15 protein-coding genes are annotated in these 14290 nt (G+C 38.8%); all 15 read right to left on the bottom strand.

Annotated features, from left to right (window positions below; all coding sequences use genetic code 11):
* Nucleotides 1–37 precede the first annotated feature (37 nt).
* Nucleotides 38–1282 carry an ATP-dependent protease ATP-binding subunit ClpX gene (gene clpX / locus JHE06_RS05605; RefSeq protein WP_058918472.1) on the bottom strand — a complete coding sequence of 415 codons (1245 nt, stop codon included), beginning with the start codon at nucleotides 1280–1282 and terminating at the stop codon, nucleotides 38–40.
* A 234-nt stretch (nucleotides 1283–1516) separates the two neighbouring features.
* Nucleotides 1517–2797, bottom strand: a complete 1281-nt coding sequence (gene tig / locus JHE06_RS05600) for a trigger factor (RefSeq protein WP_058918471.1) — start codon at nucleotides 2795–2797, stop codon at nucleotides 1517–1519.
* A gap of 242 nt (nucleotides 2798–3039) precedes the next feature.
* Nucleotides 3040–3996, bottom strand: a complete 957-nt coding sequence (locus JHE06_RS05595) for a hypothetical protein (protein WP_201089801.1) — start codon at nucleotides 3994–3996, stop codon at nucleotides 3040–3042.
* Between the two features lie 174 nt (nucleotides 3997–4170).
* Nucleotides 4171–4953 carry an acetyl-CoA carboxylase carboxyl transferase subunit alpha gene (locus tag JHE06_RS05590; RefSeq protein ID WP_058918469.1) on the bottom strand — a complete coding sequence of 261 codons (783 nt, stop codon included), beginning with the start codon at nucleotides 4951–4953 and terminating at the stop codon, nucleotides 4171–4173.
* A gap of 51 nt (nucleotides 4954–5004) precedes the next feature.
* Nucleotides 5005–5853: an acetyl-CoA carboxylase, carboxyltransferase subunit beta gene (accD, locus tag JHE06_RS05585; protein ID WP_201089799.1), complete on the bottom strand. Its 849-nt coding sequence runs from the start codon at nucleotides 5851–5853 to the stop codon at nucleotides 5005–5007.
* 28 nt (nucleotides 5854–5881) lie between these two features.
* The gene (locus JHE06_RS05580; RefSeq protein ID WP_058918467.1) at nucleotides 5882–7249 is read right to left on the bottom strand and encodes an acetyl-CoA carboxylase biotin carboxylase subunit; all 1368 of its coding nucleotides are present in this window, start codon (nucleotides 7247–7249) and stop codon (nucleotides 5882–5884) included.
* A 4-nt stretch (nucleotides 7250–7253) separates the two neighbouring features.
* Nucleotides 7254–7676, bottom strand: coding sequence for a 3-hydroxyacyl-ACP dehydratase FabZ (fabZ, locus tag JHE06_RS05575; protein ID WP_197408988.1), 423 nt, complete (start codon nucleotides 7674–7676; stop codon nucleotides 7254–7256).
* Nucleotides 7677–7696: 20 nt separating this feature from the next.
* The gene (accB, locus tag JHE06_RS05570; protein WP_058918465.1) at nucleotides 7697–8197 is read right to left on the bottom strand and encodes an acetyl-CoA carboxylase biotin carboxyl carrier protein; all 501 of its coding nucleotides are present in this window, start codon (nucleotides 8195–8197) and stop codon (nucleotides 7697–7699) included.
* A complete protein-coding gene (fabF, locus tag JHE06_RS05565; RefSeq protein WP_201089797.1) occupies nucleotides 8197–9438 on the bottom strand; it encodes a beta-ketoacyl-ACP synthase II in 1242 nt (413 codons plus the stop codon). The genes accB and fabF overlap by 1 nt, the downstream gene beginning before the upstream one ends.
* A 19-nt stretch (nucleotides 9439–9457) precedes the next feature.
* The gene (gene fabG, locus JHE06_RS05560) at nucleotides 9458–10195 is read right to left on the bottom strand and encodes a 3-oxoacyl-[acyl-carrier-protein] reductase (protein ID WP_058918464.1); all 738 of its coding nucleotides are present in this window, start codon (nucleotides 10193–10195) and stop codon (nucleotides 9458–9460) included.
* Between the two features lie 38 nt (nucleotides 10196–10233).
* Nucleotides 10234–11184, bottom strand: coding sequence for an ACP S-malonyltransferase (gene fabD, locus JHE06_RS05555; RefSeq protein WP_201089795.1), 951 nt, complete (start codon nucleotides 11182–11184; stop codon nucleotides 10234–10236).
* 163 nt (nucleotides 11185–11347) lie between these two features.
* Nucleotides 11348–12307 carry an enoyl-[acyl-carrier-protein] reductase FabK gene (gene fabK, locus JHE06_RS05550; protein ID WP_058918462.1) on the bottom strand — a complete coding sequence of 320 codons (960 nt, stop codon included), beginning with the start codon at nucleotides 12305–12307 and terminating at the stop codon, nucleotides 11348–11350.
* Nucleotides 12308–12334: 27 nt separating this feature from the next.
* Nucleotides 12335–12565, bottom strand: coding sequence for an acyl carrier protein (locus tag JHE06_RS05545; protein ID WP_058918461.1), 231 nt, complete (start codon nucleotides 12563–12565; stop codon nucleotides 12335–12337).
* An 83-nt stretch (nucleotides 12566–12648) separates the two neighbouring features.
* Complete coding sequence (locus JHE06_RS05540) at nucleotides 12649–13626, bottom strand: beta-ketoacyl-ACP synthase III (protein ID WP_201089793.1); 978 nt, start codon at nucleotides 13624–13626, stop codon at nucleotides 12649–12651.
* Between the two features lie 17 nt (nucleotides 13627–13643).
* A complete protein-coding gene (gene fabT / locus JHE06_RS05535; RefSeq protein WP_442861671.1) occupies nucleotides 13644–14096 on the bottom strand; it encodes a fatty acid biosynthesis transcriptional regulator FabT in 453 nt (150 codons plus the stop codon).
* Between the last annotated feature and the right edge of the window lie 194 nt (nucleotides 14097–14290).

Below are 14290 nucleotides of genomic sequence, written 5' to 3'. Positions count from 1 at the left end.
ATCAAAAGATGGATAATGACGGCTTCTTTTGTCTATCTTAAACGATTTTTTGACCCTCAACAGTATAAAAATCTGGTTGGCCATCTCCGATTACTGTTTCTTCCGTGATAACGCATTTAGCGATCTCTGGACGACTAGGTAAATCAAACATGATTTCCAACATGATGCTTTCAATAATTGAACGTAATCCCCGAGCTCCAGTATTCCGTTCGATCGCTTTTTTAGCAATCTCCCTAAGAGCTTTCTCTTCGAATTCCAATTCAACATTATCCAACATCATTAATTTTTTATATTGTTTTTCTAATGCGTTTTTAGGTTGTGTCAGAATATGCACTAAATCATCTTCAGTTAACTTCTCTAAAGCTGCCATTACTGGCAAACGTCCGATAAATTCAGGAATCAAACCAAATTTCAATAAATCTTCAGGGTTGATTTGTTGCATGACACTGGCATTTTGATCCAATACTTTTTTACCAGACCCAAAACCAATCACTTTTTCACCCATTCGGTTTTTAACGATTTTATCGATTCCATCAAAAGCTCCACCAACAATAAAGAGTATATTGCTAGTATCCAATTGAATAAATTCTTGGTTAGGGTGTTTTCTTCCACCTTGTGGCGGAATATTCGCAACTGTGCCTTCCAAGATCTTCAGCAAAGCTTGTTGGACACCTTCACCACTAACATCACGTGTGATAGAAACATTTTCGCTTTTTCGAGCAATTTTATCAATTTCATCGATATAAATAATGCCTTTTTGAGCGCGTTCTACATCGTAGTCAGCTGCTTGCATTAATTTTAGTAAAATGTTTTCAACGTCTTCACCAACATAACCTGCTTCAGTTAAACTGGTCGCATCTGCAATTGCAAATGGAACATTTAGAATACGAGCCAAACTTTGTGCCAAGAACGTTTTTCCTGATCCTGTAGGCCCAATTAGACAGATGTTACTTTTTTGCAGTTCCACACCATCTTCTTCAGTTCCAATTTGATTGACACGTTTATAATGGTTATAGACTGCAACAGAAAGAGCTTTTTTAGCTTGTTCTTGTCCGATCACATAATCATTCAGAATGCTTCTAATTTCTTGCGGTTTTGGCACTTCTAAAAATTCACCGTAACCTGCATCGCTAAATTCCTCATCAATAATTTCTTTACATAAGTCGATACATTCATTACAAATATAGACTCCTGGTCCTGCAACGATTTTTTTCACTTGGTCCTGGGATTTCCCACAAAATGAACAATTTACAGGTCCTTTAGTTTCTTCATCAACAAACATCTACTTGCCCACCTCTATTCTTCATTCATACTCGTTACTTCATAGCAAACCTGCTGCATAAACAACGGTAAGCTTACTTCAAACACTAATAATCATAGCATAATCTCACTTGCATTGCCATGATTCTATTCGTAGTTTTAGTGACTTCATCCTAACAGAAAAGAACCTCAAAAGTTTATTAACCTTTGAAGTTCTTCTCTTCAATTTTCATTTAAATTGAACTGATCTAAAAAATTATTTTTCTACAGCTGTAGAAGTAATTAAGTCAATTGCTTTTTTCATTGAAATATCATGTTTCAACATTTCAGGAGTCAATGCAGCACGAACTGCTTTTTCTTCCATACCGTATTGTTCTGATAAGTTTTTGATTTCTGCTTCTACTTCTTCTTCAGATGGTTCAAAAGCTTCAGCTTCAACGACTGCTTCAAGAACTAAGTTAGTACGAGTTCTTAAATCAGCATCGCCTTCCATTTGTTTGTGTAAGTCTTCTTCTTTTGTACCAGTGATTTGGTAGTACATTTCAGGAGAAACACCTTGGCGTTGCATATCGTTTAAGAACATGTCCATTTGACGGTGAACTTCGTCATGGACCATAGCCCATGGCAAGTCTTCAATTGTTGCATTTTCTACTGCTTGGCGAATAGCAGATTCTTCAATCGCCTCGTCTGCTGCAGCATTTTTAGCTTCAACTAATTGAGTTTTGATTTTTTCTTTCAATGCTGCTAATGTTTCAACTTCTTCATCTACATCTTTAGCAAACTCATCATCTAATGCTGGTAATTCTTTTGCTTTTACTTCGTGAACTTTCACTTTAAAGACTGCTTCAGCGCCTTTTAAATCCTCAGCATGGTAGTCTTCAGGGAAAGTGACAGTAACATCTAATTCATCGCCAGCTTTTGCCCCGATCAATTGTTCTTCGAATCCTGGAATGAAAGAATTTGATCCGATTTCTAGTGAATGATTTTCGCCTTTTCCACCTTCAAAAGCAACACCGTCTTTGTATCCATCAAAATCGATAACAACTGTATCGCCTTCAACTGCTGCATCTTCTTTCAATACTAATTCTGCTTGAGCAGCGCGTTTTGTTTCTAAGTTTTCTTCAACATCCGCATCAGTAACTTCACGATCTTGTTTTTCGATCGTTAAGCCTTTGTATTCGCCTAATTTTACTTCAGGTTTAACAGTGACCGCTGCTTCGATAACCCATGGTTGTCCTTTTTCCATTGATTTAACATCAATTTTCGGTTGGTCAACTGGATCGATTCCTGACTCTTTTACTGCTGCATCATATTCTGCAGGTAATACAGCATTTAATGCGTCTTCAAAAAGTGCTTCTTCGCCGTACATTTTATTAAATACTTGACGTGAAACTTTCCCTTTACGGAAACCTGGTACGTTTAAAGTACCTTTCACTTTGTTGAAAGCTGTAGTCATGCCTTCTTGGATTTTTTCTTCTGAAATTTCAAATGTTAAAACACCATCATTGGTGCCTTTTTTTTCCCATTTTGCAGTCATGTATATTTCCCTCCGAAACACTCTATTTTTGGCAATCTTTTAAAATTGCATACTCCCTAATCTTACACTATCACTGAAATTTTGTAAATACAAACCGTTGAAACCCGGAAAAATTCGGATTTATTTTTCTGTTTGAGCCCAAATCTGGGACTTAGGTTCATTATCTTCTTTTGAAGGTGTACAAATGAACCTTTATCGAATGGACTGATGCATTAATTAGATGATGCCATAAGGCTATTTTGTCAGATCCATCCTTGTATCTCTTCGTTTAATTTCTTCATCCATTCTTTCATCAGCAAATGTGCTGTAGAATCGATCATTTCAGCTTGATAATCTATCTCATAACGTTCTCGGTACAAATCAATCCAATAGTCAGGCAACGTAATCACTTCATCAATAAATGGATACAGTAACATAAAATGCAGATTGGCTTCTTGATGGATAGCTTGATACAAAACAGGATCATTGTTTTCGATTTCTTCTTTTAATAAAGCCGCTACAATCTGAACGGTCTTATTTTTTGCCAGCATTGTCAATTTTATAGGCACTATCGTCCGTTGTTCAGTAAACCATTCGATCGTGAACGATTCATTGACTTGGTGCAGGATCAAGTGCTCAATGACCGATGCTTTAGCGATTCCATTCACAAAAGGATTAGCCAATAACGTTTTAGCTGCTTTAATAAATAAATCAAGCGGCAACGTCTCTATCTCTTTTATAGTTTGCGCTTGTTTTTCAAAAGATTGATTGCCCATTGAAAAAGCATTTTTCAGGATTTCTTGATGCCGTTTTTCTTTCTGGTGCTCATCTTCCGCTTTTTCGTTAATGTTCATTTCTGACAACGCTTGCCAAACAGCAATTGAGTCAAGGTTTTTCATTTTAGTCAGTTCTTTTTTGATGATTTGTGTTGCCTGATCAAAGAAATGAGCTTTGATCAAGACAGAAGTATAAAAGGCATATAACCGTTCTTCACTCTGATAAAAAACGAACTGCGTATCGGCAATTTCTTTAGCTTTTCGATACGCACCTATTTGGTATAAAGCCGTCACATAGAAAGTATTAACTGTTTTATCTTGTTCAATGCTGTAAGCCTCTTTAAAGTAATTAGCGGCTTCTTGCATATTCCCAGCATTGAATTGTTCCATCGCTTGTTTTAAATAAAGTTCATAATTTTTAGGAAATTCAATCTTTTCTCCCACATTGTTCACCCAATCTTTTCGTAAGATACCCTTTTTGTCTGTTCCCAGTGTACCATAGGTTTTGTGATCTTGCGAAGCATCTTGTTTAACCTCTCCCGCTTCATTTTTCTATAACGAAACACAATGAAAAACAAGCACCATTCAGTTGAACTGAGCATGTGCTTGTTTTATTCATCAATATTTTCTGAAACGTTGGTATCTTTCTTCAACCAACTCAGCAGGAGTTTTAGCAGACAAATTGCTTAACTCTTTCGCTATTTGTTTACGCAAGTTTATCAGAATAGCGTCATGCGTTAGCAATTCGCCTTCTTGTACCTCGGGGATGATTTGGTCGATTATGTCCAAACCTAGTAAATCCTGAGCTGTTAACTTCATAATCTCAGCAGCTTCATTGGATCTGGAGGCATCCTTCCATAAGATTGACGAAAAGCCTTCTGGAGAAAGAACAGAGTACATTGTATGCTCCATCATCCAAACTTGGTTTCCCATAGCTAACGCAAGTGCTCCACCGCTGCCGCCTTCACCGATGATAATGGAAAGAACTGGGACTTTTAACTGGCTCATTTCTACTAGATTTCGAGCAATAGCTTCACCTTGTCCCCTTTCTTCAGCTTCCACACCACAGTAAGCTCCTGATGTATTGATCAACGTGACGATCGGTCGTTTAAATTTCTCTGCTTGTTTCATTAAACGCAAAGCTTTTCGGTAGCCTTCAGGATGAGGCGACCCAAAGTTTCGTTCAATATTTTCTTTTAAATCATGTCCCTTTTGGTTGCCGATTACGGTAACGGGTTGACCATTTAAGGTTGCTATGCCTCCTACAATGGCTTTATCGTCACGAAAAGAACGATCTCCATGAAACTCAATAAACCCTTCAAAAATCGATTCAATTATTTCTAAAGCCGTTAAGCGTGACGTTTTCCTGGCCAAGGCGACAATCTCGATCGCTTCGCTCAAATGTTTCACCTTCTCTTATACAAAGTTTCTTTCTTAACTGCGTTTTCCTACTTATTGATGCAGTTCTAGTAAAAGCCCTAGTGTTTGTCTAAGGTCCTTTCTCGGAACGATTTTATCAATAAACCCATTTCTCAAAACAGATTCTGCCAATTGAAAATCATCGGGCAGTGTCTCTTTAATCGTTTGTTCAATAACGCGTCTGCCAGCAAACCCTACTAAAGCTCTAGGTTCTGAAAGAATAATATCTCCTTGCATAGCAAAACTAGCCGTGACCCCGCCGGTTGTCGGATCTGTCAAAACAGTGATGTACAGTAAACCCGCTTCACTATGGCGAGCTACCGCTCCACTAATTTTTGCCATTTGCATTAAAGATAAAATGCCTTCTTGCATCCGAGCTCCACCGGAAGCCGTGAAAATAATAACCGGCAATGACTCGCTAAGCGCCCGCTCAAATGTACGGGTGATTTTTTCTCCAACTACTTTTCCCATACTTCCCATAATAAAAGAGGAATCCATCACACAAATCGCTGTTTCCATACCTTCGATTCGTGCTTTTCCAGTCACAACTGCTTCATGCAATCCTGTTCTTTTTTGAATCGTTTGGATTTTTTCTTCATAACCAGGAAAATCAAGAGGGTTTTCAGTTACGACGTCCAAATTCCATTCCTCAAAGCTATCCTCATCTACAGTAAGCTGAATTCTTTCTTGGGCGCCTACTCTAAAAGTATAACCACATTCTGGACAAATCTTTTCTGATCCTAAGTCTTTTCCATAAATAGCCCGTTTGCAATTAGGACATTGTGTAAACATGCCATCGGGTACTTTAGGAGCGTTTTTTTCATCTTCGAGTTGTGAACTTTTAGTAATTGGAATAAAAGCTCGTTTTTTAAACAGTCTCACTTTCTCACCTCTTTACAACCTTGATGGATTATTCAACACGCGGTTCCCATTCTTTAAGAAAGACATCCTGCAAGAAACTCGTATCGTATTCTCCATTAACAAACCGTTCATCTTCTAATAAATCTTCTTGGAAAAATTGATTGCTGATAATGCCTTCAATGACTAATTCTCCTAATGCACGTTTCATTTTGGCTATCGCCTCAGCTCGGTCTGCGCCTTTTACGATGATTTTAGCGATCATAGCATCGTAGTAAGGCGGAATCACATAGCCTGCAAACATTGCACTGTCAACACGTAAACCATTTCCGCCACTTGGCATCAACAAATAAGTGATTTTACCCGGTGAAGGAGCAAAATTAAACGCTGGATTTTCAGCATTGATTCGACATTCGATCGTGTGTCCTGTAAGTTTGACATCTGATTGTTGAATTGTCAACTCGCCGCCACTTGCAATCGTTAATTGTTCTTTGACAATATCGATTTCAGTTGCCATTTCGGTAACTGGATGTTCCACTTGGATACGCGTGTTCATTTCCATAAAGTAGAAATCTCCATTTTGATCCAATAAAAATTCGATCGTGCCAGCGTTCTTATAGCCAACATGTTTTGCAGCACGAATCGCCGTTTCGCCTAAAGATTGGCGTTGTTCTTCACTAATCGCCACAGATGGTGATTCTTCAATCACTTTTTGATTGTTGCGTTGTAACGAGCAATCGCGTTCACCTAAATGAATAATATTTCCATAGTGGTCTCCTAATATTTGTACTTCAATGTGGCGGGCATGTTCAATGATTTTTTCCATGTACATACGATCATCGCCAAAAGCAGCTTTTGCTTCATTTTTAGCACTATTAAAAGCTGGAACAAGTTCTTCGCTGTTAAATACTTTACGAATTCCTTTTCCTCCGCCACCCGCAGCGGCTTTTACCATTACTGGATAACCTAACTTGTCTGCAAGTTCTTTAGCTTTATCAGTATCGGTGATAAAACCATCACTTCCAGGAATAACCGGGACTCCTGCTTGGATCATTAAATCTCGGGCATTAGATTTATTTCCCATTTGATCAATGGTTTCAGGATCCGGTCCAATGAAAGTCACGTTCATCTCTTTACACATAGTCGCAAAAGTGCTGTTTTCTGATAAAAAACCAAACCCAGGATGAATAGCCTGGGAATGTGTTACAACTGCTGCACTTAAAATGCTTTGCATGTCTAAATAAGAATCTGTAGCTTTTGCTGGACCAATACAGATAGCTTCATCCGCTAACTGCATATGCAATGCGTCTCGGTCTGCTTCTGAGTAAACCGCGACAGTTTGAATCCCTAATTCGCGACAAGCGCGTATGATCCGGACTGCAATTTCACCGCGGTTTGCAATTAAAATTTTATCGAACATGCGGTTATCTTCCAATAATAAACGTTAATTCGACTTCGCAAACTTTTTTGCCATCAACGTAAGCTACGCCTTTACCGATACCAGCATATTCTTTTAATTTAATAATATCAACTTCCAAAACCAATTGGTCTCCAGGAACAACTTTTTTACGGAATTTAACTTTGTTCATGCCACCTAAATAAGCTGTTTTTCCTTTAAAACGATCTAATTGCAACAACGGAATAGAACCTGCTTGTGCTAAACTTTCTAAAATATAAACGCCTGGCAAAACAGGTTCGCCTGGGAAGTGCCCTTGAAAAACTTCTTCGTTGATCGTAACGTTTTTCAATGCTACTACACGTTCACCTGGAATCATTTCATCTACACGGTCAATAAAGTAAATCGGGTAACGGTTGGGGATTAGTTCTTGGATTTCTGCAATATTCATTTTGGTCATTTTATTTCCTCCTAGACGATTCTGAAAAGTGGTTGGTTGTATTCGACAACTTGCTCATCTTCAATAAAGACTTCAGCTATTGTGCCTTCGATATCACTTTTGATTTCATTCATTAATTTCATTGCTTCAACAATACACAACGTTTCGCCAACGGTGACTGGATCGCCAACTTTTTTAAAAACGTCTTGATCTGGTGAAGGCGCCATGTACGTTACTCCTACAAGCGGCGATTGAACAATATGGCCTTCTTTTATTTCTTCTACTTCAATCGTTTCCGATGCTGTGATAGCATCCTTTTGAAGAGAAGATGCTGTTTGAGGTGCTGCATTCTGGTGCTGTCCAGCAGACGGTGCTTCCGTTGCTTGATTAGGAGCAGTAGTTTGGACCGTTTGTTGGGTCGAAATACTGTTTTTGCTCATTCGCATGGTTACATTGTCTATTTGTAAATCAAATTCCGTTAACTCCGAATGATCTACTAATGCAAGCAATTCTTTGACTTGTGAGAAATCCATTACTGTCCCTCCCATTTTTTGAAACAAGTGACGGCATTATGGCCACCGAATCCTAATGAGTTATTTAAAGCGTAACGAACGTCCGCTTTTCTTCCTACATTTGGAATATAATCCAAATCACAGTTTTCATCTTTTACTGTCAAACCGATAGTTGGCGGTAAGAAATCTTCTTCTAAGGCTTTCACACATGCAATAGCTTCAATTGCTCCCGCAGCTCCTAATAAGTGCCCGGTCATACTCTTAGTACTAGAAATAGCAACTTTTTTAGCTCCTTCTTCACCAAAAGCATATTTGATCGCCATAGTTTCCGCTGAATCATTTGCCGGCGTACTTGTTCCATGAGCATTAATATAGCCTACTTCTTCAGCTTTGATCCCTGCTTCTGCCATAGCATTAAGCATAGCTTTACCTGCTCCGCTGCCATCAGGAGTAGGTGCTGTCATATGGTAACCATCACCTGTTGAGCCATAACCGACTACTTCTCCATAAATCGTTGCTCCGCGTTCCAACGCATGTTCTAGACTTTCCAGCAATAGAACACCAGCACCTTCACCCATGACAAAACCGTGGCGTTCTTTGTCAAATGGAATCGACGCACGATCCGGATCTGTACTCGTAGAAAGCGCCGTTAAAGCCGCAAATCCCGAAATCCCGATTTCGTTGATCGTTCCTTCTGCTCCTCCAGCTAAAATAGCATCTGAATAGCCGTGTTTGATGTTGCGGTAAGCTTCCCCAATAGCGTTATTTCCTGAAGCACAAGCCGTCACGATCGATGTATTGATTCCTTTCGTTCCGATTGCAATTGAAATATTACCAGCGACCATATTTCCGATAGCCATTGGTACAAAGAAAGGTGCAACACGTTGCGGTCCTTTGTCGTGCATTTTGATGATTTGTTCCTGCATAGCATTCAACCCGCCAATACCAGAACCAACAATGACACCAAAACGGTCCATATCTGTTTTTTCTGTATCGATTCCGCTCATTTCAACAGCTTGAACAGCTGCAGCAACACCGTATCTTGAAAATTCATCCATTCGTTTCGAGATTTTTCGCGGCATATAGTTGGTTGCGTCAAAATCTTTCAATTCCCCCGCTACACTAATACTTGTTTCACTTGCATCAAATTTTGTAATAGGTGCAATCCCGTTTTTACCGGCTTTTAAACCATCCCAGAATTCATCTACTGTATTTCCTAAAGGTGTAACAGCACCCATTCCTGTAATTACTACACGGTTCATATCTGTTGTTCCTCCTTCTTTAACCATTCATTACCATACCGCCATCGATATTGATCACTTGGCCGGTAATATAGTTGTTTTCGCTTAGAAAAACTGCAGCTCGCGCAACGTCTTCCACTTGACCAAACCGTTTTAAAGGTATTTGTCCGACAGCTTGTTCTTTCATTTTATCTGCTAAGACATCAGTCATCTCAGTTTCAATGAATCCTGGAGCAATCGCATTGACTGTGATTCCTCTAGCTGCCAACTCTCTAGCCGCCGATTTTGTCAGGCCTACTACGCCCGCTTTACTAGCTGCATAGTTTGCTTGTCCGACATTTCCGACTAAACCAACAACACTTGATAAGTTGATGATCGTCCCGCTTCGTTGTTTCAACATAACTTTTGTCGCATGCCGAATCGTATTGAACGTTCCCTTTAAATTGACCGCAATTGTCTGGTCGAAATCTTCTTCAGACATCCGCATCAAAAGCTTGTCGTTTGTGATACCGGCATTGTTAACTAAAACATCTACACTGCCAAATACTTCTTTGGTTTCTTCAATTAATCGTTTGGCGCTTTCAAAGTCACTCATATCTCCAAGAATGGTATGTACCTTAACACCATATGCTTGGACTTCTTCAACTAGTTCCGTTGGAATCGGTTTCCGTCCATTTAAAACAATGTTTGCTCCGGCTTTTGCAAATGCTAAAGCAATTGCTTTTCCAATTCCTCTAGAACTACCTGTGACGATAACGGTTTTGTTTTCTAACGTCATGAACTCATTCCTTTTTTATATAGTTAAAAGCAAGTACGTTATACCTGGTTCTCTGCTTTCAAAGCTGCTAATTTCGTTAACGTTTTTTCTAACGATTTTTTGTTTTCCACATTTAATGTGAGAACAGTTTTATCAATTTTTTTAATGAAGCTGCTTAATGTTTTCCCTGGCCCTACTTCGATAAAGATATCTACACCTAGATCAATCATCGTTTTCACACTGTCTTCCCAATAAACAGGGGACATCACTTGCTTGACCATTATATCGGCAATCTCTGCCTTGTCAGAAAACACTTTAGCCGTTGTATTGCTGACAATGGGTAAAGCGGGATCTTGAATCGCTACCTCTTTTAAAGCTTTGGCTAACTGCTGTGCAGCAGGCAGGAGCAATTCGGTATGGAATGGACCACTCACTTGTAACGGAATAATCCGCTTAGCGCCTTTTTCTAGTAAAATTTCCCCAGCTTTTTCGACTGCAGCCTTAATACCCGCGATAGCAATTTGACCGGGCATGTTGTAGTTTGCTGGAGAAACAACACCTAAAACACTCGCTTCTTGACAAGCTTCACTAATCGTTTCACGGTCTAATCCCATTACAGCACTCATAGCACCTTCGCCTAATGGCACTGCATCCGTCATATACTGACCACGCTTTTTCACTAAGTTGACTGCTGCAGTGAATTCCAATACTTCAGCTTTCACAAAAGCACTGTATTCGCCTAGACTTAAACCAGCTACAACGTCAGGTTGAATCCCTTTTTCTTTCAGTAAAGCGTCAATCGCTGTGCTGAGCGTCAAAATAGCAGGCTGCGTGTAAGTCGTTTGATTCAGCAATTCATTTTCTTCAAAACAAAGTGAGGCGACATCCATTTCTAGAGCAGCACTCGCTGTATTAAAGACATTTTGGACGACTTCGTATTCATCATAGAGCTCTTTTCCCATACCGTAGTATTGAGCACCTTGACCACTGTATACAAAAGCTATCTTCATATTGGTGACTCCTTTAATTAGCTTTTTATTTGAAAAAAATCATCCGATTCACTGATACACGAATAAAAGAAACAGTCATTCCATAAAAATAACCAGAAATCCTTGGAAGCTAATAGAAACTTCTTTCAGCTTTCTGGTATTTTAATGACTTAAACATATGCTTCTACAATGATAGAAGTTCTGCTTGTTTTTTGATTACTTCTTTATATTCATACATTAATTCATGGATGATTTCTTCACAACTTTGTTCTTTCTTGACTAGTCCTGCACTTTGTCCCGACATGAACGAACCGGTATCTTTGTCTCCATCGACAACTGCCCGTTTTAAAGCTCCTTTTCCAATGGCTTCTAAGCGATCAAAATCTGGTTTTTCATCACTAGTAATTTCTTTTTCTACTTTTAAGTATTGACGGGTTAGTTTGTTACGTAAAACACGTACAGGGTGTCCAGTAATTAAACCAGTTACTACAGTATCAATATCTTTTGCTTTTAAAATAGAATCTTTAAAATTGCGATGTGCATTACTTTCATAAGCAACTACAAAACGGGTTCCAAGCTGAGCTGCTGAAGCTCCTAGTGACATAATAGCAGCCACTCCGCGACCATCCGCGATACCTCCAGCGGCTATAACAGGGATAGAAACAGCATCGACGACTTGCGGAACTAAGTTCATCGTAGTCGTTCTACCGATATGTCCGCCGGCTTCCATTCCTTCACAGATAATAGCATCTGCTCCATCTTGTTGCATCCGTCTTGCTAATGCAACTGACGCAACTACAGGAATAACAACCGTTCCAACTGCTTTAAACTGCTCCATGTATCTTCCAGGACTTCCTGCACCAGTTGTCACTACTCGTATTCTTTCTTCGCAGACAACTTTTACGACTGCATCTACATGTGGAGAGAGTAGTAATACGTTGATTCCAAAAGGTTTGTCGGTTAGAGCTTTTGTTTCTCTAATCAGCTCACGAACAGTGTCTGCTGTTGCATGCCCACAAGCTAGGATTCCTAAACCGCCTGCATTTGAAACCGCACTTACTAGACTTGGATCTGCTACCCATGACATAGCGCCTTGAATGATTGGATACTTGATACCAAGTTTTTCAATTAATTCAGACTGCATATAGGTTCCCTCTTTCTAATGATTGCATTATTTTTTAGCTAATTCTGCTTCTACAAAAGTTACGATATCTTGAACCGTTGTTAATCCTTCTTCAGATTCAATTTTAATATCGAATTCGTCTTCAATATCATTGATGATTTGGAATAAGTCTAAACTATCTGCTTCTAAATCTTCACGGAAGTTTGTATCTAATTGTACTTCTTCTTCCTCTTTGTCTAATTGGTCCACGATAATTGCTTGAATTTTTTCGAATGTCATTTTTGTTTCCTCCATTTAAGTTGTTTTTTTAGTTTATTTTTGCTTAATTTTTTTATAGCTTAAGCGAGCTGATTGTTACCTGTTTAAAGTTGGATGAGCATGGAGCCCCAAGTAAGTCCTCCACCAAATCCAGTTAATATAATTTTCTCTTTAGTTCCAAGAGTCAATTCACCAGCCGTGACAAGCTCGTCTAATAAAATGGGTATGCTTGCTGCTGAAGTATTTCCATAATTAGCAATATTCAATGCAAACTGCTCATTAGGAATTTTTAATTTTTTTGCGATAGCTTGAATGATTCGTGAATTCGCTTGATGCGGAATGATTCGAGTGATATCGGATAAGGAAAGATCTGCAGCTTCTGCAACCGTCCGAATGCTTTGAGGCACACTACGGATAGCAAAATCAAAAATAGCTCGACCTTCCATTTTTAAAAATACATCATTCAACTCTTTTTGAGAGCTGTAAGGATTTTGAACAGCTAATGAACCAGTCGTTAAAGCTAAGCCTCGACTCCCATCTGCATGGATGTCTTCGCCTAGAAAACTGCCTTCATGATCTGTCCGTTCTAATAAAACCCCACCAGCACCATCGCCAAACAAAACAGCTGTGCTGCGGTCTTCCCAATTAATGATTTTAGACATAACTTCTCCGCCTAAAACAAGAGCATAACGGAACCCTCCGCTTTGCAACATTTTTTCAGCAACAGATAAAGCATAAATAAATCCTGAGCACGCTGCGCTTATATCAAACGCCATTCCTTGTTTAGCACCAAGAAAATCTTGAACCAAACAAGCCGTTGAAGGACTTAAATAATCCGGTGACATGGTAGCGACAATGATCAAATCGATTTCTTCAGCCGCAACGCCTGCTTTATCAAGAATGCTTTGAGCTGCTTTTCCACAAAGAACAGAAGTATTCTCTTCTTCGCTTATGCGCCGTTTTTCAATCCCTGTCCTCGTTTTGATCCATTCATCATTTGTATCCATTAAACTTTCTAGCATCTCATTGGAAACTACTTTTTTAGGAACATAGCTCCCGGTACCAATAATTTTTGCTTGCATCGAGTTCAACTCTGTTCTTATAAATTATTTTTTATTTCATCTAAGAAACCGTGAAGATTTCTTAAACCTTTAATCAAAACTTCGGCTTCTTCCTTTTTCATCCCAACAACAGTTTCTTTAACCATGTCACGATGAAATTTATCATGTAAACGGTAAAGCAGACGCCCTTTTTTAGTTAACCCTAATTTAACGACTCGTCGATCTGTTTCACTACGTATCCTCTCAACGTACCCTTTTTTAACTAGGTTATTGACAGAAACCGTTAATGTCCCAGCAGTAATAGCTAATTTTTTGGCAACTTCTGAGGTCGTATGCACGCGATACATTCCGATAGCTTCAATAGTATGCATTTCTTTTATGGAAATATCTTTAAATGTGCTTCCTTGGAGTGCATCTTCTTCAATAATCATAATTTCATTAAATATTGTGATTAAATAAGAATTAATTTCATGAACTAATAAATCGTCCACATCAACTCCTCCATTCTTTCATTTTGCCAAAATCCGAAATTACTTTGAACATCAAATCATTTGACTATCAAACTATATTATTAAAACATGTGTCTGTCAAGAATAAAATTGTATTTAATTTCTTCTCTCTTGATGGATGTTGAAAAATGAAGCTTTATGCAGCATTTTTTTATTTTATCTTTTTCTCATATCTA

The organism is Carnobacterium sp. CS13 (assembly GCF_016653495.1).
In the GTDB taxonomy this organism is placed as follows: domain Bacteria; phylum Bacillota; class Bacilli; order Lactobacillales; family Carnobacteriaceae; genus Carnobacterium_A; species Carnobacterium_A antarcticum.
Note: the sequence above shows the minus strand (reverse complement) of the source record. Positions and strands in the feature narration are given on the sequence as shown.

What these genes read in the sequence shown, in the direction of transcription:
- tig (WP_058918471.1), bottom strand. Translation starts at nt 2,797, where the DNA reads ATGACTGCAAAATGGGAAAAAAAAGGCACCAATGATGGTGTTTTAACA.
- fabZ (WP_197408988.1), bottom strand. Translation starts at nt 7,676, where the DNA reads ATGAATATTGCAGAAATCCAAGAACTAATCCCCAACCGTTACCCGATT.
- JHE06_RS05580 (WP_058918467.1), bottom strand. Translation starts at nt 7,249, where the DNA reads ATGTTCGATAAAATTTTAATTGCAAACCGCGGTGAAATTGCAGTCCGG.
- fabG (WP_058918464.1), bottom strand. Translation starts at nt 10,195, where the DNA reads ATGACGTTAGAAAACAAAACCGTTATCGTCACAGGTAGTTCTAGAGGA.
- fabK (WP_058918462.1), bottom strand. Translation starts at nt 12,307, where the DNA reads ATGCAGTCTGAATTAATTGAAAAACTTGGTATCAAGTATCCAATCATT.
- JHE06_RS05545 (WP_058918461.1), bottom strand. Translation starts at nt 12,565, where the DNA reads ATGACATTCGAAAAAATTCAAGCAATTATCGTGGACCAATTAGACAAA.
- clpX (WP_058918472.1), bottom strand. Translation starts at nt 1,282, where the DNA reads ATGTTTGTTGATGAAGAAACTAAAGGACCTGTAAATTGTTCATTTTGT.
- JHE06_RS05540 (WP_201089793.1), bottom strand. Translation starts at nt 13,626, where the DNA reads ATGCAAGCAAAAATTATTGGTACCGGGAGCTATGTTCCTAAAAAAGTA.
- accB (WP_058918465.1), bottom strand. Translation starts at nt 8,197, where the DNA reads ATGGATTTCTCACAAGTCAAAGAATTGCTTGCATTAGTAGATCATTCG.
- fabD (WP_201089795.1), bottom strand. Translation starts at nt 11,184, where the DNA reads ATGAAGATAGCTTTTGTATACAGTGGTCAAGGTGCTCAATACTACGGT.
- fabF (WP_201089797.1), bottom strand. Translation starts at nt 9,438, where the DNA reads ATGAACCGTGTAGTAATTACAGGAATGGGTGCTGTTACACCTTTAGGA.